This window comes from Pseudomonas sp. DP-17, from assembly GCF_022380625.1.
GTDB classification, from domain to species: domain Bacteria; phylum Pseudomonadota; class Gammaproteobacteria; order Pseudomonadales; family Pseudomonadaceae; genus Pseudomonas; species Pseudomonas nitroreducens_A.
Map to the genome: position 1 here is coordinate 398,465 of NZ_JAKSXG010000009.1, position 17,812 is coordinate 416,276.

General features: G+C 65.4%; 15 protein-coding genes. 7 read left to right on the forward strand and 8 right to left on the reverse strand.

The window, feature by feature from the left end; genetic code table 11:
* Positions 1–182: 182 nt before the first annotated feature.
* Positions 183–1,625 (forward strand): cell envelope integrity protein CreD, encoded by a 1,443-nt coding sequence (gene creD, locus MJ122_RS16340; protein ID WP_088416004.1) that lies wholly within the window; start codon positions 183–185, stop codon positions 1,623–1,625.
* An 11-nt stretch (positions 1,626–1,636) separates the two neighbouring features.
* Positions 1,637–1,936 (forward strand): hypothetical protein, encoded by a 300-nt coding sequence (locus tag MJ122_RS16345; protein ID WP_088416005.1) that lies wholly within the window; start codon positions 1,637–1,639, stop codon positions 1,934–1,936.
* A gap of 301 nt (positions 1,937–2,237) precedes the next feature.
* Here MJ122_RS16345 and MJ122_RS16350 read toward each other — a convergent pair whose 3' ends face one another.
* Both MJ122_RS16350 and MJ122_RS16355 read right to left on the reverse strand, forming a co-directional pair.
* Positions 2,238–2,861: a glutathione S-transferase gene (locus MJ122_RS16350; protein WP_239744817.1), complete on the reverse strand. Its 624-nt coding sequence runs from the start codon at positions 2,859–2,861 to the stop codon at positions 2,238–2,240.
* Positions 2,862–2,892: 31 nt separating this feature from the next.
* On the reverse strand, positions 2,893–3,843 hold the full coding sequence (locus MJ122_RS16355) for an SMP-30/gluconolactonase/LRE family protein (protein WP_239744818.1): 951 nt from the start codon (positions 3,841–3,843) through the stop codon (positions 2,893–2,895).
* Positions 3,844–3,923: 80 nt separating this feature from the next.
* Here MJ122_RS16355 and MJ122_RS16360 point away from each other — a divergent pair, with 80 nt between their 5' ends.
* Positions 3,924–4,781 (forward strand): protein phosphatase 2C domain-containing protein, encoded by an 858-nt coding sequence (locus MJ122_RS16360; protein WP_088416009.1) that lies wholly within the window; start codon positions 3,924–3,926, stop codon positions 4,779–4,781.
* A 208-nt stretch (positions 4,782–4,989) separates the two neighbouring features.
* Here MJ122_RS16360 and MJ122_RS16365 read toward each other — a convergent pair whose 3' ends face one another.
* From MJ122_RS16365 to MJ122_RS16375, 3 genes are all read right to left on the reverse strand, one after another.
* On the reverse strand, positions 4,990–7,389 hold the full coding sequence (locus MJ122_RS16365) for a TonB-dependent siderophore receptor (protein WP_239744819.1): 2,400 nt from the start codon (positions 7,387–7,389) through the stop codon (positions 4,990–4,992).
* A gap of 189 nt (positions 7,390–7,578) precedes the next feature.
* Positions 7,579–8,541 (reverse strand): FecR family protein, encoded by a 963-nt coding sequence (locus MJ122_RS16370; protein ID WP_239744820.1) that lies wholly within the window; start codon positions 8,539–8,541, stop codon positions 7,579–7,581.
* On the reverse strand, positions 8,538–9,056 hold the full coding sequence (locus tag MJ122_RS16375; protein ID WP_088416012.1) for an RNA polymerase sigma factor: 519 nt from the start codon (positions 9,054–9,056) through the stop codon (positions 8,538–8,540). Before MJ122_RS16375 ends, MJ122_RS16370 begins: the two co-directional genes overlap by 4 nt.
* A gap of 172 nt (positions 9,057–9,228) precedes the next feature.
* On the opposite strand from MJ122_RS16375, the gene MJ122_RS16380 reads away from it, so the two are divergent.
* Positions 9,229–9,981 carry a glutathione S-transferase family protein gene (locus MJ122_RS16380; protein WP_239744821.1) on the forward strand — a complete coding sequence of 251 codons (753 nt, stop codon included), beginning with the start codon at positions 9,229–9,231 and terminating at the stop codon, positions 9,979–9,981.
* On the opposite strand, the gene MJ122_RS16385 is transcribed toward MJ122_RS16380, so the two are convergent.
* The gene (locus tag MJ122_RS16385; protein ID WP_239744822.1) at positions 9,982–10,857 is read right to left on the reverse strand and encodes a LysR family transcriptional regulator; all 876 of its coding nucleotides are present in this window, start codon (positions 10,855–10,857) and stop codon (positions 9,982–9,984) included.
* 94 nt (positions 10,858–10,951) lie between these two features.
* On the opposite strand from MJ122_RS16385, the gene pcaD reads away from it, so the two are divergent.
* A complete protein-coding gene (pcaD, locus tag MJ122_RS16390; protein ID WP_239744823.1) occupies positions 10,952–11,749 on the forward strand; it encodes a 3-oxoadipate enol-lactonase in 798 nt (265 codons plus the stop codon).
* Between the two features lie 59 nt (positions 11,750–11,808).
* On the opposite strand, the gene MJ122_RS16395 is transcribed toward pcaD, so the two are convergent.
* Positions 11,809–13,338 (reverse strand): NCS1 family nucleobase:cation symporter-1, encoded by a 1,530-nt coding sequence (locus MJ122_RS16395; protein WP_239744824.1) that lies wholly within the window; start codon positions 13,336–13,338, stop codon positions 11,809–11,811.
* Between the two features lie 459 nt (positions 13,339–13,797).
* On the reverse strand, positions 13,798–15,975 hold the full coding sequence (locus tag MJ122_RS16400) for a malate synthase G (RefSeq protein WP_239744825.1): 2,178 nt from the start codon (positions 15,973–15,975) through the stop codon (positions 13,798–13,800).
* Between the two features lie 294 nt (positions 15,976–16,269).
* Between MJ122_RS16400 and MJ122_RS16405 the strand changes: the two genes are divergently transcribed.
* Positions 16,270–16,719: a GNAT family N-acetyltransferase gene (locus MJ122_RS16405; RefSeq protein WP_017520205.1), complete on the forward strand. Its 450-nt coding sequence runs from the start codon at positions 16,270–16,272 to the stop codon at positions 16,717–16,719.
* A 19-nt stretch (positions 16,720–16,738) separates the two neighbouring features.
* Positions 16,739–17,257, forward strand: coding sequence for a glycine cleavage system protein R (locus MJ122_RS16410; RefSeq protein WP_017520206.1), 519 nt, complete (start codon positions 16,739–16,741; stop codon positions 17,255–17,257).
* Positions 17,258–17,812: the final 555 nt, after the last annotated feature.

Below are 17,812 nucleotides of genomic sequence, written 5' to 3' on the forward strand. Positions count from 1 at the left end.
CTCGTCGGAGCGGGCTTGCTCGCGAACAACCCCGCTGCAGATGTGGTTCGCGGGCAAACTTGCTCCTGCAGGAGAGTCGACCCGCGCCACACAAACTCCACACAGTCTCCACACTTCCGCCCGAGCGTCCTCACGCGCAGGCCCCAGGCTTGCTCCGTCGTCCACTTACGGAGAAGCCTTCGATGAACCGCCACCTCGGGATCAAGCTCGGCGCCATCGCGCTATTGATCATCCTCCTGCTCGTCCCCCTGCTGATGATCGACGGCCTGGTCGACGAGCGCCAGAACTACCGCGACGAGGTCCTGCAGGACATCGCCCGCAGCGCCAGCTACAGCCAGCAAGTCACCGGCCCGCTGGTGGTCGTGCCCTACACCCGCACCATTCGCGGCTGGCGCCTGGACAAGGCGAGCCAGCAGCGTGTGCTGCAGGAGCGCGAAGTGCGCGGGCGGCTGTACTTCCTCCCGGAGGTGTTCAGTCTCGACGGGCAGATGCGCACCGAGCTGCGTCACCGTGGCATCTACGAAGCGCGGCTGTTCCACGCCGACAGCCAGGTCAGCGGCAGCTTCGTGCTGCCGGCCAACTACGGCATCACCAGCGACCTGGGCAGCTACCGCTTCGACGACCCACTGCTGGCGGTGGGCATCAGCGATGTGCGCGGCATCGAGAACGCGCCGAAACTGAAGGTCGGCGACGAACTGCGCGACTTCCAGCCAGGCACCCAGAGCCAGTTCCTCGGCAACGGCGTGCATGCGGTGCTGCCGCTCAAGGCCAGCGACCGCGAGCAGCGCTTCGACTACTCCTTCGAGCTGTCGCTGCTGGGCAGCAGCCGACTGGACATTACCCCGGTCGGCCGCGACAGCCAGGTCAACCTGGTTTCGGACTGGCCGCACCCCAGCTTCGGCGGCGAGTTCCTGCCCGCCGAACGCAGCGTCAGCGACCAGGGCTTCAGCGCACGCTGGCGCACCAGCTTCTTCGCCACCAATCTGGAGGACCAGCTGCGGGCCTGCACGGCGCCGGTACAGGCGGATGTCGCCCGCGCGGTCGAAGCGGTCGATCCGGATGCCACTCGCGCCAGTTCGGCGGAGTGCAGCGAGTTCGGCCAGCACCGCTTCGGCGTGGCGCTGGTGGACCCGGTGGACCAGTACCTGAAGACCGACCGTGCGGTGAAGTATGCGCTGCTGTTCATCGTCCTCACCTTCGCGGGTTTCTTCCTCTTCGAAGTGCTCAAGCGCCTGTCGGTGCACCCCATCCAGTACGCGCTGGTGGGCATGGCGCTGGCGCTGTTCTACCTGCTGCTGCTGTCGCTTTCCGAGCATGTCGGCTTCGAGCTGGCCTACCTCCTGTCCGCTGGCGCATGCGTGGTGCTGATCGGTTTCTACCTCTGCCATGTGCTGCACAGCCTGTGGCGCGGCGCCGGCTTCAGCGTCGGGCTGGCCGGGCTCTACGGCATGCTCTACGCGCTGCTCAGCGCCGAGGACTACGCGTTGCTGATGGGGGCGCTGCTGCTGTTCGGCGTGCTGGGCGGCGTGATGGTGCTGACCCGTCACCTGGACTGGTACGGCATCGGCAAGCCCCGCGGCGACGACCCGGAATTTTCCCTGCAAGACGTGCGCGTGCAGCGCTGAGGAGAATGGAAATGCCCAACCTGATGCGTTTTTCCCTTTGCCTGTTCGCCGGCCTGCTGGTCAGTGGACTGTGCCTGCCCGTGCTGATGCTGCTTGGCCGCTTCGACTGGATCGCCCTGCTGGTGGCCACCGGCAAACCGATGGCTTACCTGGCGCTGTTGCTGCCCGGAGAGCTGTGGACGCAGCTCACTGGCGTCGAGGACGCGGCGAACAATCCCCACGTGCGCTCCTTCCTGGAAATGTGCATGGGTGTGGCGCAGCTCGGCCTGCTGCTGGCGCTGCCGATCTACCGGCTGGGGAGAAAGTCATGATTGGATTGCGCGAAGAGCGCGAAGCAGGACGGCGGCTGGCGCAGCGGATAGCTGGGTTGTTCGAGCAGCGAAGGGAGCGGCGTACGGTGCGTGACGAGAGATTTCAGCGGCGGGTGCAGCGGCGCGGACACCCCGTGGTGAAGTCATGGCGGGCGGGTTCTGCCCTCACCCCGACCCTCTCCCGAGGGGAGAGGGGGCAGGGCGGTGCCGGCTGGAGAGTCTGGAGTCAGCCGGCGCGACTCCAGGAGTGTTCTGTATAGCTTCGTAGGGCGGCTGCAGCGTAGCGATACCCATCGATGAGTCAGGCAGGCGCCGTAGCCTGCATCGAGGGCCGCTGGCTGACCTGGGCAAACCACTGGGCCAGCTGCGGGTAGTCGGCGCGCCAGTCCCAGTGCGGCTGGCGGAAGTCTAGGTAGCCCAGGGCGCAGGCCACGCCAATGGCCGCGATGTCGAAACGCTCGGCCAGCTCGATGTAGGCCGGGCCGTCGAAGTAGGCAAGGGTGCGGACGATCTTCCGCTGTTGGTTGTCCAGCCAGGTGTCCCAGTGTTTTTCCGGCGGGCGCATGGCGGTTTCGTAGCGGATCAGCACGGCGGCATCGAGCACCGCGTCGGCCAGCGAGGCGAGGGTTAGACGACGCCAGCGCGCCGCTCCGTTGCGCGGAATCAGGGGTTCGCCGGCGTGTTGCTGGTCGAGGTATTCGAGGATCACCCGGCTGTCGTGCAGGGTCTGGCCGTCGGCCAGACGCAGGGCGGGAATCTTGCCGGCGGGGTTGTCCTGCAGCACGCCGGCATCCGGCGCGATGGGCGTATGGACGGCGGCGTACAGCTCCACGGAGTCAATCTGGCCGGTCTCATGCAGCAGGACCATGACCTTGCGCACGAAGGGCGAAGCGGCGGCGTGGAACAGGACGGGACGGGGACTCATCGACAGCAACTCCTGGGGTTGGGTCATCGGTTCAATCGCGGATCAGCACCAGGCGATCGGTGCCGGATTCGGCGCCCCACACCTCGCCGGGCCGGCCAAGCAATTGGCGGACGTTGGCATGCTCATGGTCGCTGGGGAAGGCGGTGAATGTCTCGCTCTGCGGGTCGAAGCGCAGCAGCGCATTGGCGGAAAAGTCGCTCAGCCACACCTGGTCCATGGCATCGACGTAGACCGCATAAGGCTGCGGATGATCGCCCGGCAACTGCCAGGTTTTCCACTGGTTGTCGCTGGGGTCGAAGCGCGCGAGGCTCCCGGCGTTCCACTGGCTGACCCAGAGCCGCCCCACGGAGTCCGCCCAGAGGCGGCGCGGGCCGCCTTCCGGGCTCGGCGCGTCGTAGGGAGTGACGCGATTGGCGATGCCATCGATCCGGCCGAGGTAGTTTCCCGCCAGCGAGGCGTACCAGACGCCGCCATCCGGAGCCACGGCGATGCCGTACGGGCCCTTGCCGCGCGGCGCCGGCCAGACCTTCAGGTCGCGGCTGTCTGGATCGAGGCGACCGTAGAAACCGTTCTGCCCGGTGAACCACAGTACGCCGTCGTCATCGAATACCGCAGTGTTGAGATTGGCGTTGGCCGCCTCCTTGGGCAGCGGGATAACTTCAACGCCCAGGCGCAGGGCATCCACGTGGACGATGGCGTTCTGGCCGCTGTCGGTAATCCAGGCATCGCCGTTGCCATCGCTGATCACGCCGTGGGGGCTGGAGCCCTTGCCCAGGCTGACCTGCTCGGTCTGCCCGGTCTGCGGATCGAGCCGGCCGAGCACGCCGAGCTTCTGCGCGGTGTACCAGACCTTGCCGTCGCCGGTGGGCGCCACGTCGTGGGGGCCGGAACCCTTGGGCAGGTCGAAGTACTTCACCTCGGCGGCATGGGCGCTGGCGGCCAGTAGCAGGCCGGTCAGGAGGACGGAAAGGACGCGAAGCATGGGGCTCTCCTTGGCAGGGTCCGTAAGGTGATGAGACTGTACGCCGGTCAGTGGGGCCGACGAAACGAAGGAGAGCGGTTGTGACGACGATTTCCGTATTGGGGGCGGCTTGCCGCCAAGGCTCGCCGGTGAATGACGACGCCATCGGCCATACCGCGACGGCGGCCTGGGTGCTCGATGGCGCAACCAGCCTGGGGCGCGGCCTGGTGGGCGGTGACAGCGATGCGCGCTGGCTGGCGCAGAGCGCCAATGCGCACCTGCAGCGCCTGTTGGAAGAGCAGCCATATCGGCCGACGGACGATCTGCTGGCGCAATTGCAGGCGGGCATCGCCGCCGATTTCCAGCGCGACTCCGGCGTGGCCGTAAGCCTGGACCTCAACCTGCCCACCGCTTGCCTGAGCTTGCTGCGGGTGCTGGGCGATGGCTCGCTGGAGCTGCTCAACCTCTGCGATACCTGCATCCACCTGGCCTGGGAGGATGGCCGCGTTGAGAGCTTCGGCGATACGCCGCTGGAGGAAATCGATCGTCAGTCGGTGCAACGCCTGCTGGCGCTGCGCGAAGCGAACCCGCAGTGGACTCACGCGCAGCTTTGGCAGGCCAGCCGCGAGTGGGTGCGGCGCAATCGCGCGCTGGCCAATACGCCGGAAGGATACTGGTGCCTCGACCCGAGCGAACGCTGGATTCCCCACGTGCAGCGTCGGGTGCTCGACCCGGCGGGGCTGAAGGCGTTCATGCTGGTGACCGACGGCTTCGACCGGCTGCTGGATTTCCGCCGCTACGATCTGGACGCGCTTTTCGCAGCCTTGCCTGAGCGTGGTGTGGAGGCGCTGATCGACGAACTGCGCGCGCTGGAAAGCGCCGATGGCCAGGCGCTGGACTACCCGCGCCTGAAGATCCATGACGATGCGAGCGTGGTGTGGGGGACGGTGCGGCGCTAAGGCGCGCCCGGCAAGACCATGGCGTGGCAGGTGCGTAGGAGCGGACTTCGTCCGCGATGACTCCTCGTCGCGCCAGACCCATCGCGGATGGAGTCCGCTCCTGCAAAAGCAAAAGCCCCGCTCTGAAAGGAGCGGGGCTTTTGGCTGGCAATGCACATCGGGTGAGCCGTGTGCCGGAACTATCCGGCACTCAGGCACGCCTCGTTGATCACCACTTGTAGGTCACGCTCGCCACAACCTTGCGCTGGTCGCCGTAGTAGCAGTAGTAACCGTCGCAGGTGGAGATGTAGTCCTTGTTGAACAGGTTGGTGGCGTTGACTGCCACCGAGGCGCCGTTGAGGCTGCTGTCCAGCTTGCCCAGGTCGTAGTGCACCGCGGCGTCGTACACGGTGTAGGAGCCTGCGTAGCCGTCGAAGGTGTTGGCCTGGTCGCCGTAGGTGTCGCCCACGTAACGCACGCCATAGCCAACGCCGAAGCCATTGAGCAGGCCGGCGTGCCAGGTGTAGTCGGCCCACAGGGAAGCGGCGTTGCGCGGGATCAGCTGCAGGCGATTGCCGGCGTACTGGCCTTTCTTCACCTCGGTGTCGGTGTAGGTGTAGCTGCCGATCAGCTTGAGGTTCTCGGTCAGGTTGGAGTTGGCTTCCAACTCCAGGCCGGTGACCTTCACCTCGCCGGTCTGGCTGGAAACCGGCACGCCGCCGACGTTCTCGGAGACGGTCACGTTTTCCTGGCGCAGGTCATACACGGCGGCAGTCAGCAGGGTGTCGCTGCCCACCGGCTGATACTTCACGCCCAGCTCCCACTGCTTGCCCTCGGTCGGCTTGAACGACTCGGTGCTGGAGACGTCTGCCCCGGTGGCCGGCTGGAACGACTCGGAGTAGGACAGGTAGGGTGCGATGCCGTTGTCGAAGATGTAGCTCAGCGCTGCGTTGCCGCTGAACTGGCGATCGGTGCCGGAAGTGGTGGCATCGCCCTTGTTGCGGAACCGGGTATCGGTGTGCACCCAGTCATAGCGGCCACCGAGGGTCAGGCGCCAGTTGTCCAGGGCGATCTGGTCCTGCACGTAGGCCCCCGTCTGGGCGATCTTCTGGCGGTAGTCGTAGAACGCGTCCGACCGTGGCGGCGTGACGATGGGCTGGCCGTAGATCGGATGCACCACGTTGGTCGGCGGCACGTTGTAGCCATAGATCGAGGTGTAGCTGGTGTCGCTACGGTTGTGGTCCAGGCCCAGCAGCACGGTGTGCTTGAGCTCGCCAGTGTCGAAGTCGGCCTGGAAGTTGTTGTCGACCACGAACTGGTCCAGGTCCTCGTCCACCGAGGTGCTGACACGGTTGAGGGTGCCATCGTCGCTGACGGTGTCGAGGTAACCGCCGGGAGTGAGCGCATCGAACGACAGGTCGTTCTTCATGTAGCGCAGGTTCTGGCGGAACTGCCAGACGTCATTCAGGCGATGCTCGAAGGCGTAGCCCAGCCACCAGGTGGTGCGGTCGTAGTTTTCCCAATCCGGGTCGCCCAGGTTCTTGTGGTGCGAGATATCGCCGAAGGGCGCGTCGTACTTGGTGCCCTTGAGCGGCAGGAACTGGGTGGTGATGCCGGTATCGTCGCGGGTGAACTGGCTGAGGAAGGTCAGCCTGGTGTCGTCGTCGATGTTCCAGGTCAGGCTCGGCGCCAGGTTGTAGCGCTTGTCCGGGATGTGGTCGATCTGCGTGTTGCTGTCGCGCACCACGCCGCTGACGCGGTAGAGGAAGCGACCTTCGTCATCCAGCGGGCCGGTGCTGTCGAAGTTGATCTGCTTGTGGTTGTAGTTGCCGGCCTGCAGTTGCACGGCGCTTGCCTGCTCGGCTTGCGGGCGCAGGCTGGTCATGTCCAGCAGGCCGCCGGGTGGCGTCTGGCCATAGACGGAAGAAGCCGGGCCGCGCAGCGCGGCAACGCGCTCAAGGTCCCAGGTGTCCAGCTTCGGATTGGCATAGACGCCGGTGGCCATCGGCAGGCCATCGAGGAACTGGGTCGGCTCGAAACCGCGGATGCGCAGCCAGTCGGAGCGGGTATCGCTGCCATAGCTGCTGGCGACCGTTCCGGGCATGTAGCGCACGGCATCGTCGATGTTCTGCACGCCACGGTCCTGCATCTGCTCGCGGGTGGCGACGGAGATGGACTTGGCGGTCTCCAGGATCGGCGTGTCGGTCTTGGTGCCGATACGCGAACGGGTGGCGACGTAGCCGACGGCCGGACCGTCCGGGTCTTCCTGGGCGGCGCTGATGGTGGTGGCAGACATCGACAGGGTGTCGCTCGGTTCCGGACGCAGGCTGTAGCTGCCCGACTCGCTTTCCACCAGTTCCAGCCCGGTTCCCTGCAACGCCTGGCGCAGCGCGCCCGCGCCATCGAAGCGGCCCTGCACGGCGTGCGCGCTGCGGCCCTGGGCCAGAGCCGGGTCGAGGCTCAGGGAGAGGCCGGCTTCGGCAGCGATGCGGTTGAGGGTGCTGGCCAGCGGGCCGGCCGGCAGTTGGTAATCACGCACGGCTTCGGCGGCGATGGCCGAAGAGGTAGCCAGCAGGATGGCGGTGGCCAGCAGGCAGGGGCGGAGCGACAGTTCGAACGGGCGGCGCATTGAAAACGACTCCTACGGTTCTCGATGCCTCCTTGCCGGACGAGATTCAAAAAGTGATAGGGCTGCGCGAAAAAAATTCCTGAATTCCGCTGAGGCAGGCTTCGGGTAGGAGCGGACTCCGTCCGCGACAGGTCCGCATCGCGCCGGAGGCCATCGCGGACAGAGTCCGCTCCTACGAGGGAGTTCGCATTAGCCGCGCGGCACCACGCGGGACCACCACGCGCCGTGCTTCTCGATACGTACCGGCAGCGTCGGCTCCAGTGAGCTGAGCGCCAGGTCGATGTTCTTCAGCGGGAAGCTGCCGGTGATGCGCAGGTCTGCCAGCGACGGGTCCACTGCCAGGTAGCCCGGGCTGTAGCGCGCCAGTTGGTCGATCAGGTCGGCCAGGCGCACGTTGTCCACCACCAGCATGCCGTGGGTCCAGGCATCGGCGGTCGCGCTATTGGCCTCGACTGCGCCGAAGCCACCGGCGCGCACGCGTATCTGCTGGCCCTGGTTGATCACGCGCTCGTCCGGCAGTTGTTCGGGGCGTGCGGCCACGGCGGACTGCAGGACGCTGAGCAGGGTGCTGTCGCCATCGTCGCGCTCCACCAGGAACCGCGTGCCGAGGGCGCGCAAGCGGCCTTCGTCGGTCTCGACGATGAACGGGCGGCTGTCGCCATGGGCGGTTTCCACCAGGATTTCGCCGCTGAGCAGGACGATGCGCCGTTGCTCGGCGTCGAAGTGCACATCGACGGCGGTGCGGCTGTTGAGCAACAGCCTTGTATTGTCCGGCAGGCGCAGTTCCCGCTGCTCGCCGGTGGCGGTCAGCAGGTCGGAAAAGGCATAACGCACCGGCATGTAACGGTTGCCGACACCCAGCGCGAGCGCGCCGACCAGCAGCAACGACAAGCCGGTGCCGGCCAGGCGGCGAACCTTGCGCCGGGATTCGCCCGGCGAGCGCAGCAGGGCGTTGCGCGCGGCCTTGGGCGCGGCGCCGGCGAGGCTGCGGTCGAGCATGCCCAGCTGGCTCCAGGCGCGGGCGTGTTCGCTGTGGGCCGAATGCCAGCGGGCGAAGGCGGCTTCATCGTCGGGGCGCGGTTCGCCGGAGCCCAGGCGCAGCTGCCAGCTGATCGCCTCGTCGAGCACCTGCAGGGAAACCGGTCCCTTCACGTCGGCTCGCCGTACAGCGCGATGTAGCACTGGCGCAGGCCCTGGCCGATGTACTGGCGCACGCGCGGCACGGAGACGCCCAGTTGCTCGGCGATCTCGGCATGGCCCAGGCCATCCAGGCGGTTGAGCAGGAAGGCGCTGCGCGCGCGGCTGGACAGTTTGCCCAGCAGGCGGTCGATCTCGCGAAGGTCGGCAATGATCAGGCAGTGCTCCTCGGCTGAGGGCTGCACCGCCTCGGGCAGGCATTTCAATTCTTCGAGGTAGGCCTGTTCCAGCGCCACGCGGCGCCAGTGATCCACAAGAATGCCCTTGGCCACGGTCACCAGGAAGGCTCGGGGTTCGCGCAGGGAGGGCAGCTCGCGACGACCGAGCACGCGGACGAAGGTGTCCTGGCTCAGGTCTTCGGCGCGCTGCGGACAGCCCAGGCTGCGGTTCAGCCAGGCAGTCAGCCAGTCGCGGTGATCGCGATACAAGGCGCCAACGAGTTCGCCGCTACCCATCTGGATGGCCGACAAGCTACTCCCCCAATGATCCCAAATGGGATCAAGCTCAAAAACGATAACTATTCGCAAATGATCGCAAAGTGCAGTGACCCGCGCAATTGGCGCCTGTCGCCTTTTGCCGCCCATCGCCCGTTTTTCGGCGTCGTTCCACAATCGGCCAACCCTTTTCGCGGAAAGCCTCGCCATGTCCGATCCCGTGTTGATCATCGGTTCCTTCCTCTCGCCCTATGTGCGCAAGGCGCTGGTCCTGCTGGAAATGAAGGGCGTGGACTACCGCATCGATTCCGTCGTGCCGTTCTTCGGCAACGAGGTGTTCGAGCGCCTGAGCCCGTTGCGCCAGGTGCCGGTGCTGGTGGATGGTGAGCTGGTGCTGAACGACTCCTCGGTGATCTGCCAGTATCTGGAGGAGCGTTATCCACAGCCGGCGCTGTATCCGGCGGATATCGCCGAGCGTGCCCGCGCGCGCTGGATCGAGGAATTTGCCGACAGCCGCATGGGCCAGGTGGTGATCTGGCAACTGTTCGACCAGTTGGTGATCGGCCGCGGCGTGTGGGGCCGTGAACCGGACGCGACGCTGCTGGAGAAGACCTACCAGCATGACCTGCCGGCCGTGTTCGATTACCTGGAGGCGCAGTTGCCGGAAAGCGGCTGGCTGTTCGGCGAGCTGTCCATCGCCGACATCAGCGTCGCCTGCTTCATGCGCAACGCGCAGTTGGCCCGCTACGAACTGGACGCCCAGCGCTGGCAGAAGTTGGCGGCCATGCTCGCGGCGGCCTTTGCGCTGCCGGCGTTCCAGAAGCTCAACTCGTTCGAGCGCGCCATCGCCCGCACGCCGATCCTGCAGCAGCGCGAAGCGCTGATCGCTGCTGGCGCGCCGGTCAGCGAGGTGAGCCACATGCGCGAGCAGCCGGTGCGCGGGCCGATGAGCCGCAGTTGATCAGGCCTGCTGCAGAAAGCTCCACAGACGCTGCGCCACCGGACCGTGGGCGCGGTCGCGCAGGCGCGCGGCGACCAGCTCCTCGCGGCGGCCGGGCAGGTGGGGCCCGCTGAGATCGCGCAGGCGACCGTCAGCCAGCTCCTCGGCAATCAGGTGGCGCGGCAGGTGGCCCCAGGCCAGGCCATGCAGCACCAGTTCCTTCTTCATCGCCTGGTCCGGCACCGTGCACTGCGGTGCGCCGTCCAGGGTGAAATAGTCCACGGGCGACGAGTGGCGGGCGCTGTCACGCATCACGCATTGGGTGAGCGAGCGCAGCTGCCCGGGGTGGATGTCACCTCTGCCCTCCAGCAACGTCGGCGCGATCACCGGGATGAAGTCCACCGTACCCAGGTCGAGCCATTCCAGGCGCGGATCGGCCTTGTCCACGCGGTGCAGGATCAGCTCGGCCTCGCCGTCGAGCAGCTTCTCCAGCGGGCCGCTGACGCTTTCGAAGTACAGCTGCAAGTGCGTGCGGGGCTGCGTGGCGAAAAAGCGCGCGAGTTTTTCCAGCAGGGCAGGGCGCGGGCAGAAGTCGCCGAGCACGACGCGCAATTCACTTTCCTCACCGGCCGCCAGGTGTGCTATATGGTCCCTCAGGCTGCCCAGTTCGCGCAGCAGGCCCTGGGCACGGCGATGGAAGGATGCGCCGGCCGCCGTTAGGGCGACGCGGTAGCCGCTGCGGTCGAGCAGCTCGAATCCAAGCTGGCGCTCCAGCCGGGCGACAGCGGCGAAAACCGCCGGATGCGAGCGGTGCAGCTGCTGGGCGGCGCCCTGGAAGCCGCCGGCTTCGACCACAGCGTCGAAGCATTGCAGGTCGTGCAGCGTGAAATCGGGCATGTCAGCTTTCCTGACAGGGATCGTCCATTCTTTGTAATTTTTTCGAAGGGCCGCCGCAACTAGCCTCGCTCTCATCACCCCTGAGGAGGCCGCCATGAGCCCGCTGCGCTACCTGAACACCCGCGACAACGCCCGCATCGCCTATCGCCTAGACGGCCCCACCGAGCAGCCGCTGCTGGTGTTGTCCAACTCCATCGGCACCGACCTGCATATGTGGGACGGGCAGGTTGCCGCGCTGAGCGAGCATTTCCGCGTGCTGCGCTATGACGCCCGTGGGCACGGCGCCTCCAGCGTTCCCGCCGGTCCCTATTCGTTGGCGCGGCTGGGGGAGGACGTAATCGAGCTGCTCGACTCGCTTGGCGCGAAGCGCGCGCATTTCCTCGGTCTTTCCCTCGGCGGCTTCGTCGGCCAGTGGCTGGCGCTGAACGCGCCGCCGCGCATCGAGCGCCTGGTGCTGGCGAACACTTCCGCCTGGCTCGGGCCGCAGGAACAGTGGGACGCGCGCATCGCCGAGGTACTCGAGGCGGAAGATATGCAGGGCACCGCAGCGACCTTCCTCGCCAACTGGTTCCCGGCGTCCTGGCTGGGCTCACAGCGCCCGGAGGTTGAGCCGTTCCGCGCTACGCTGCTGGCAACCAACCGGCATGGGTTGGCCGGCTCCTTCGCCGCGGTGCAGGAAACCGATCTGCGCAGCGCACTGCAGGGCGTTAGCCTGCCCACGCTGGTGATCGCCGGGCAGTTCGACACGGTCACCGCTGCGGACCACAGCGAGCTGATTGCCCAGGCGATTCCCGGTGCGCGCCTGCTTACGCTGCCGGCGGTGCACCTGTCGAACATCGAGTTCCCCCGTGAGTTCGAAGGCGCGGTGCTGGATTTCCTGCTGGCGCCCTGAACGAACAAGGCCGCCCGAGGGCGGCCTTGTCGTTTATCCACAAGCTCGGTTATTCCGGCTCAATGGTGCGCGGCATCCACTGCGATAAGTTCGCCGCAGACGTCCGCATAGCGGCGCTTGCGGTCGGCCAGCGTGTAGTGGATAAGCGCGCCGAGGCCGGCGCCGAAGAACCAGGAGAACTGCGACAGCGCCTCGAACGCCGGCACCAGTGCGAGCACGATGGCGATCAGCGCCGCCGGGACGAACGCCGCCACCGCACGCAGGTTCACGCCGCCGTTGTAGTGATAGGCCGCCTCGCAACTTTCGCTGTACAGCTCGGGCAGGTTCACCCGGCTGCGGCGCACCAGGTAGTAATCGGTGACGATGATCCCGTACAGCGGGCCGAGCAGTGCGCCCAGGCCGCCGAGGAAATACACGATCACCGCCGGGCTGTTGTACAGGTGCCAGGGCAGGATCAGCACCGCGATGGTGGCGCTGAGCAGGCCGGCACGGCGGAAGTTCAGCAGGTTCGGCGCAAGGTTGGTGAGCACATAGGCGGGGGCGACGAAGTTGGCCATGATGTTCACCGCCACAGTGACGATCAGGAAGGCCAGGCAGGCCAGCACGAGGCCGAAGGTGTTGGGGATCGCGGCGACGATTTCCGTGGGGTTCTGCACCAGCTTGCCGTCGATGCTGAACTGCGCGCCGGCCAGCACCACGGCGATCAGCGCAAAGCCCAGCATGTTCACCGGCAGGCCCCAGAAGTTACCGATGCTGATGGTGCGGCGGTCCGGGCAGTTGCGGGTGAAGTCGCAGAAATTGAGGATCATGGTGCCGTACAGCGAGACCCACAGCGCGGCGGCGCCCAGCACCTTCAGCCACATCGCCGAGCCGGTCGGTGCGTCGCCGCTGGACCAGGAGATCGACAGGCCGGCGCGCCAGTACATCCAGCCGGCGAGGCTGGCGAAGGCCACCAGGATGATCGGCCCGGCAAAGGATTCGTAGCGGCGCACCATCTCCATGCCGTAGGCGAAGATCACCAGTTGCACGCACCAGATGCCGAGGAAGGTGATCCAGCCGAGGGTCGACAAGCCGAGGACCGAATCCTGGTCGTAGGACGCGAGGCTCGGCGCGATGGCGTTGAGCAGCACGCGCAGGACCACCGAGGCGAGGTAGGTCTGGATGCCGAACCAGGCGATGGCGATCACTGCGCGGATCAGCGCCGGCACCTGTGCGCCGTGGATGCCGAAACTGATGCGGCACATCACCGGGTAGGGCAGGCCGGTCTTCTGGCCCATGTAGCCGGACAGGTTCATCAGGCCGTAGATCACCAGTGCGCCGAGGGCGAAAGCAGCGAGGATCTGCGCGCCGCTCATGCCCAGGGCGAAGAGGCCGATGGCGAATGAATAGTTGGCGATGTTGTGCACATCGTTGGTCCACAACGCGAACAGGCTGTAGCGCCCCCAACTGCGGCCCTGGGCCTTGGTCGGGGCCAGGTCGGCGCTGTACAGGCGCGGGCTCAGGGTCGGCGCGGCGGTCCTGGCGGAGGCCGCGCTGTCGACAGATTGGACGGGGGTAACGCCGGACAGGTGCGTGGGACTGCTGGTCATGGGCTACTCGGCTTTTGTATGCACGGCTTTTTATGGTTTGTGTGCAAAAGCCAATTCCATGCCAGTGCGGTTCCCTGTCGCCCCGGATTGCTTTCGCGTCTCCCCTGCGGAATTCGTCGAAGCCCTCATTTGGTACGGCCTTAGGGGCTGTCCATATGGTCAGGAAATAAATTTTCCAAGCCAGTCATTGACTTGAGAGTCAGCTCGGGCGTGAGCGAGCAATGTGCGAAATGGGGATTTTGTACACAATAATTGTGCACAGGCGTTACGTGTCCGCTTCGATGCGGCAGGACGCCAATGGCGAACAGATTCCGCTGCTGCGCAGGATTGCCCATTGGCGTGGGAATAGGACTCTGTCCGCGATGGGGTGGGGAATGCACCAACCCAACGTCCCACCCCAACTCGCGGCCATAAAAAAACCGCCCCGAAGGGCGGTTCATTCATCGCGACGCGAGGTGCTTACAGACCGTTCTTGGCCTTGAACTCGCGGCGGCGGCGGTGCAGGACCGGCTCGGTGTAGCCGTTGGGCTGCTTGGCGCCTTCGATGACCAGTTCCAGCGCAGCCTGGAAGGCCACGTTGTCGTCGAAGTTCGGTGCCATCGGGCGGTACTGGGCGTCACCGGCGTTCTGGCGATCCACCACCGAAGCCATGCGCTTGAGGCTTTCCAGCACTTGTTCTTCGGTCACCACGCCGTGGCGCAGCCAGTTGGCCAGCAGCTGGCTGGAGATACGCAGGGTGGCGCGGTCTTCCATCAGGCCGACGTCGTTGATGTCCGGCACCTTGGAGCAGCCGACGCCCTGGTCGATCCAGCGGACCACGTAGCCGAGGATGCCCTGGGCGTTGTTGTCCAGCTCGTTCTTGATCTCTTCCGCGCTCCAGTTGGTGTTGGGGGCGAGCGGAATGGTCAGGATGTCGTCCACCGAAGCCGGCGCGCGCTTGGCCAGTTCAGCCTGGCGGGCGAACACGTCGACCTTGTGGTAGTGCAGCGCGTGCAGGGTGGCGGCGGTCGGCGAAGGAACCCAGGCGGTGTTGGCGCCGGCCAGTGGGTGAGCGATCTTCTGCTCGAGCATGGCGGCCATCAGGTCGGGCATGGCCCACATGCCTTTGCCGATCTGGGCTTTGCCCTGCAGGCCGGTGGCCAGGCCGACGTCGACGTTGTTGTTCTCGTAGGAGCCGATCCACTTCTCGGTCTTCATGGCGCCCTTGCGCACCATGGCGCCGGCTTCCATGGAGGTGTGGATTTCGTCACCGGTGCGGTCGAGGAAGCCGGTGTTGATGAACACCACGCGCTCGGCGGCGGCCTTGATGCAGGCCTTCAGGTTGACGGTGGTGCGGCGCTCTTCGTCCATGATGCCGACTTTCAGCGTGTTGCGCGGCAGGCCCAGCAGGTCCTCGACGCGGCTGAAGATCTCGGCGGCGAAGGCGACTTCTTCCGGACCGTGCATCTTCGGCTTCACGATGTACACGCTGCCGGTGCGGCTGTTCTTGCGGGTGGCGCTGCCGTTCAGGTTGTGAATGGCGATCAGGCTGGTGAACAGGCCGTCCTGGATGCCTTCGGGTACTTCGTTGCCCTGGGCGTCGAGGATCGCCGGGTTGGTCATCAGGTGGCCAACGTTACGCACGAACAGCAGGGAGCGGCCATGCAGGCTCAGCTCGGAACCATCGGCCCTGGTGTAGACGCGGTCCGGGTTCATGGTGCGGGTGAAGGTGCTGCCGCCCTTGGAAACCTGCTCGGCGAGGTCTCCCTTCATCAGGCCCAGCCAGTTGCGGTAGACCACGACCTTGTCGTCGGCGTCGACGGCCGCCACGGAGTCTTCGCAGTCCATGATGGTTGTCAGCGCGGACTCCATCAGGACGTCCTTCACGCCAGCGGCGTCAGTCTGGCCGATCGGGCTGGTCGGGTCGATCTGGATTTCGAAGTGCAGGCCGTTGTGCTTGAGCAGCACGGCCTTGGGCTTGGCGGCTTCGCCCTGGAAGGCGAGGAACTGAGCGGCGTTCTTCAGGCCGGTCTCGCTGCCGTTCTTCAGGGTGACGGCCAGCGCGCCGTTCTTCACCACGTAGGCGGTGGCGTCGACATGGGAGCCGGTTTCCAGCGGGGCGGCTTCGTCGAGGAAGGCGCGGGCGAAGGCGATGACCTTGTCACCGCGGACCTTGTTGTAGCCCTTGCCTTTCTCGGCGCCGTTCTCTTCGCTGATCGCGTCGGTGCCGTACAGTGCGTCGTACAGCGAGCCCCAGCGGGCGTTGGCGGCGTTCAGGGCGAAGCGCGCGTTCATTACCGGCACGACCAGCTGCGGGCCGGCCATGCGGGCGATTTCTTCGTCGACGTTCTGAGTGCTGGCCTGGAAGTCGGCCGGCTCGGGCAGCAGGTAACCGATTTCCTGCAGGAAGGCCTTGTAGGCAACCGCATCGTGCGGCTTGCCGGCGCGGGCCTGGTGCCAGCCGTCGACTTTCGCCTGGATGTCATCGCGCTTGGCGAGCAGGGCCTTGTTCTTGGGGGCCAGGTCGTTGATTACGGTTTCTACGCCTGCCCAGAACTTGCCGGCGTCGATGCCGGTGCCGGGAATGGCTTCGTTGTTCACGAAGTCGAAAAGGACTTTGGCGACCTGCAGGCCACCGACTTGAACGCGTTCAGTCATTGCTTGCCTCACTCTGCTCAGGACCGGCTCTGGACACAGGCAAAACGCCTTGTAGTCCGAGCCGCGGAATACTACATGATGCCGTGGGAAAAATCAGTGGGCTAGCGTCGCGGTTAGACCAAAGTACGCATATCAGTCACGTAGCAGGTCTTATGTTCGCAAATATCATCTGGATTGTTCCAGATAAATCTTAAAACTGTACACGCATTAGCCGAATGGGTACCTGTGGCAGCCCGTCGCAGCCGGCTGACCTCGCCGTGCCTATACTGCTTCTTCCCTCCTGGAGAATCCCGCATGTCCGTGACGCTTGCCACCCCCACCGATCTGGATGACCTGGTTCCGCTGTTTTCCGGCTACCTCGATTTCTACGAGGTGCCCGCGCCCCACGCGAAGATTCGCGAATTCCTCCAGGCGCGCATTGGCAGCGGACAGTCCACAGTGTTCATCGCGCGCAGCATCGATGGGCTGGCGGTCGGCTTCGTGCAGCTGTACCCGTTCTTCGCTTCCCTGGCGCTGCAGGCGTCCTGGCTGGTCAGTGACCTCTATGTGCTGCCCGCCGCACGTCGTGATGGTTATGGCGAGGCGTTGATGAACGCTGCCCGTGCCCACGGCGAAGCCACAGGAGCCTGCGGACTGATGCTGGAAACGGCGAAGACCAACCACGCGGGGCAGTCGCTGTACGAGCGCCTGGGCTACAAGCGGGACGACCAGTTCTACACCTATTGGCTGGACCTCACGGCCTAGCCCTTCGCGGAGACTGCTCATGGACCACCTCGTATTGACCGTCATCGCCCAGGACCAGCCCGGTCTGGTGGAGCGCGTGGCCAAATGCATCGCTGCTCACGGCGGCAACTGGCTGGAAAGCCGCATGTCGCGAATGGCCGGGCAGTTCGCCGGGATCCTTCGCGTAGCCGTGCCCGCCGAGGGCTATGACGAACTGGTGGAAGGCCTGCAGGAGCTGAGCGAGCACGGCATCCGCGTACTGCTGGCGGAAAGCGGCATCGAGCCGGCCTGCAACTGGAAGCCGATCCACCTCGACCTGGTGGGCAACGACCGCCCCGGCATCGTTCGCGACATCACCCAGCTGCTGGCCGAGCACGGTGTAAACCTGGAGCGCCTGAGCACAGAAGTACTGCCCGCGCCCATGAGCAGCGAGCCGCTGTTCCACGCCGAGGCGCTGCTGGCCGTGCCGCTGACCCTGCCGCTGGAGAACCTGCAGCAGAAGCTGGAAGAGCTGGCGGACGACCTGATGGTAGAGCTGAATTTCCACAGCGGGGAATGACTGTGCCGCTCTGAATGCAAGAATTGTGGAAAACCCTGTGGGCTTTCTGTTGATGGATTGACAGAAGGCCCATTTCATATGGGTTTCTGGTTGATCCATTTATCCACTAAAGGCATTCGCAATGTGCACAGATTGCGGGGATCGCGCCGTGGGCAATCTGTTGATAAGTAGCTGGAGCTCTCTGCGTACGCGGCTTCCAGTGATCTGGTCGTTTTTTGTCCAGGGCGTGTGCCGCAAGCTGAGCGTTCCGGGCTTTCCCGTCGCTGTGCACAAAACCACTGGAAGAGTCTGTGGAGAAGCCGATCATGGAACGCCGAAGACCGCGCTGTCTCTGGCCTTCATAAGGTTGTCCACTTTCTGATCGGGCAGCGTTCATCCATCCACACGAAGCGGGGATCGACCTGTGGAAAAGCCGGGGGAATGTCTCGGCAGGTCAGGTATTACAAGGTCTACAGGGTTTTGATCAAATATTGAACAGAGTGCCCTATTCAGGCAGAGAGCGCTGTACTGCGTAGGGCGCGACCGACGGCTTGTGGAAGAAGGGGCCGTTATCCC

Excerpts from the sequence above, each read along its gene's own strand:
- creD (WP_088416004.1), top strand. The coding sequence starts at position 183 with ATGAACCGCCACCTCGGGATCAAGCTCGGCGCCATCGCGCTATTGATC.
- MJ122_RS16345 (WP_088416005.1), top strand. The coding sequence starts at position 1,637 with ATGCCCAACCTGATGCGTTTTTCCCTTTGCCTGTTCGCCGGCCTGCTG.
- MJ122_RS16350 (WP_239744817.1), bottom strand. The coding sequence starts at position 2,861 with ATGAGTCCCCGTCCCGTCCTGTTCCACGCCGCCGCTTCGCCCTTCGTG.
- MJ122_RS16355 (WP_239744818.1), bottom strand. The coding sequence starts at position 3,843 with ATGCTTCGCGTCCTTTCCGTCCTCCTGACCGGCCTGCTACTGGCCGCC.
- MJ122_RS16365 (WP_239744819.1), bottom strand. The coding sequence starts at position 7,389 with ATGCGCCGCCCGTTCGAACTGTCGCTCCGCCCCTGCCTGCTGGCCACC.
- MJ122_RS16380 (WP_239744821.1), top strand. The coding sequence starts at position 9,229 with ATGTCCGATCCCGTGTTGATCATCGGTTCCTTCCTCTCGCCCTATGTG.
- MJ122_RS16385 (WP_239744822.1), bottom strand. The coding sequence starts at position 10,857 with ATGCCCGATTTCACGCTGCACGACCTGCAATGCTTCGACGCTGTGGTC.
- pcaD (WP_239744823.1), top strand. The coding sequence starts at position 10,952 with ATGAGCCCGCTGCGCTACCTGAACACCCGCGACAACGCCCGCATCGCC.
- MJ122_RS16395 (WP_239744824.1), bottom strand. The coding sequence starts at position 13,338 with ATGACCAGCAGTCCCACGCACCTGTCCGGCGTTACCCCCGTCCAATCT.
- MJ122_RS16400 (WP_239744825.1), bottom strand. The coding sequence starts at position 15,975 with ATGACTGAACGCGTTCAAGTCGGTGGCCTGCAGGTCGCCAAAGTCCTT.
- MJ122_RS16405 (WP_017520205.1), top strand. The coding sequence starts at position 16,270 with ATGTCCGTGACGCTTGCCACCCCCACCGATCTGGATGACCTGGTTCCG.
- MJ122_RS16410 (WP_017520206.1), top strand. The coding sequence starts at position 16,739 with ATGGACCACCTCGTATTGACCGTCATCGCCCAGGACCAGCCCGGTCTG.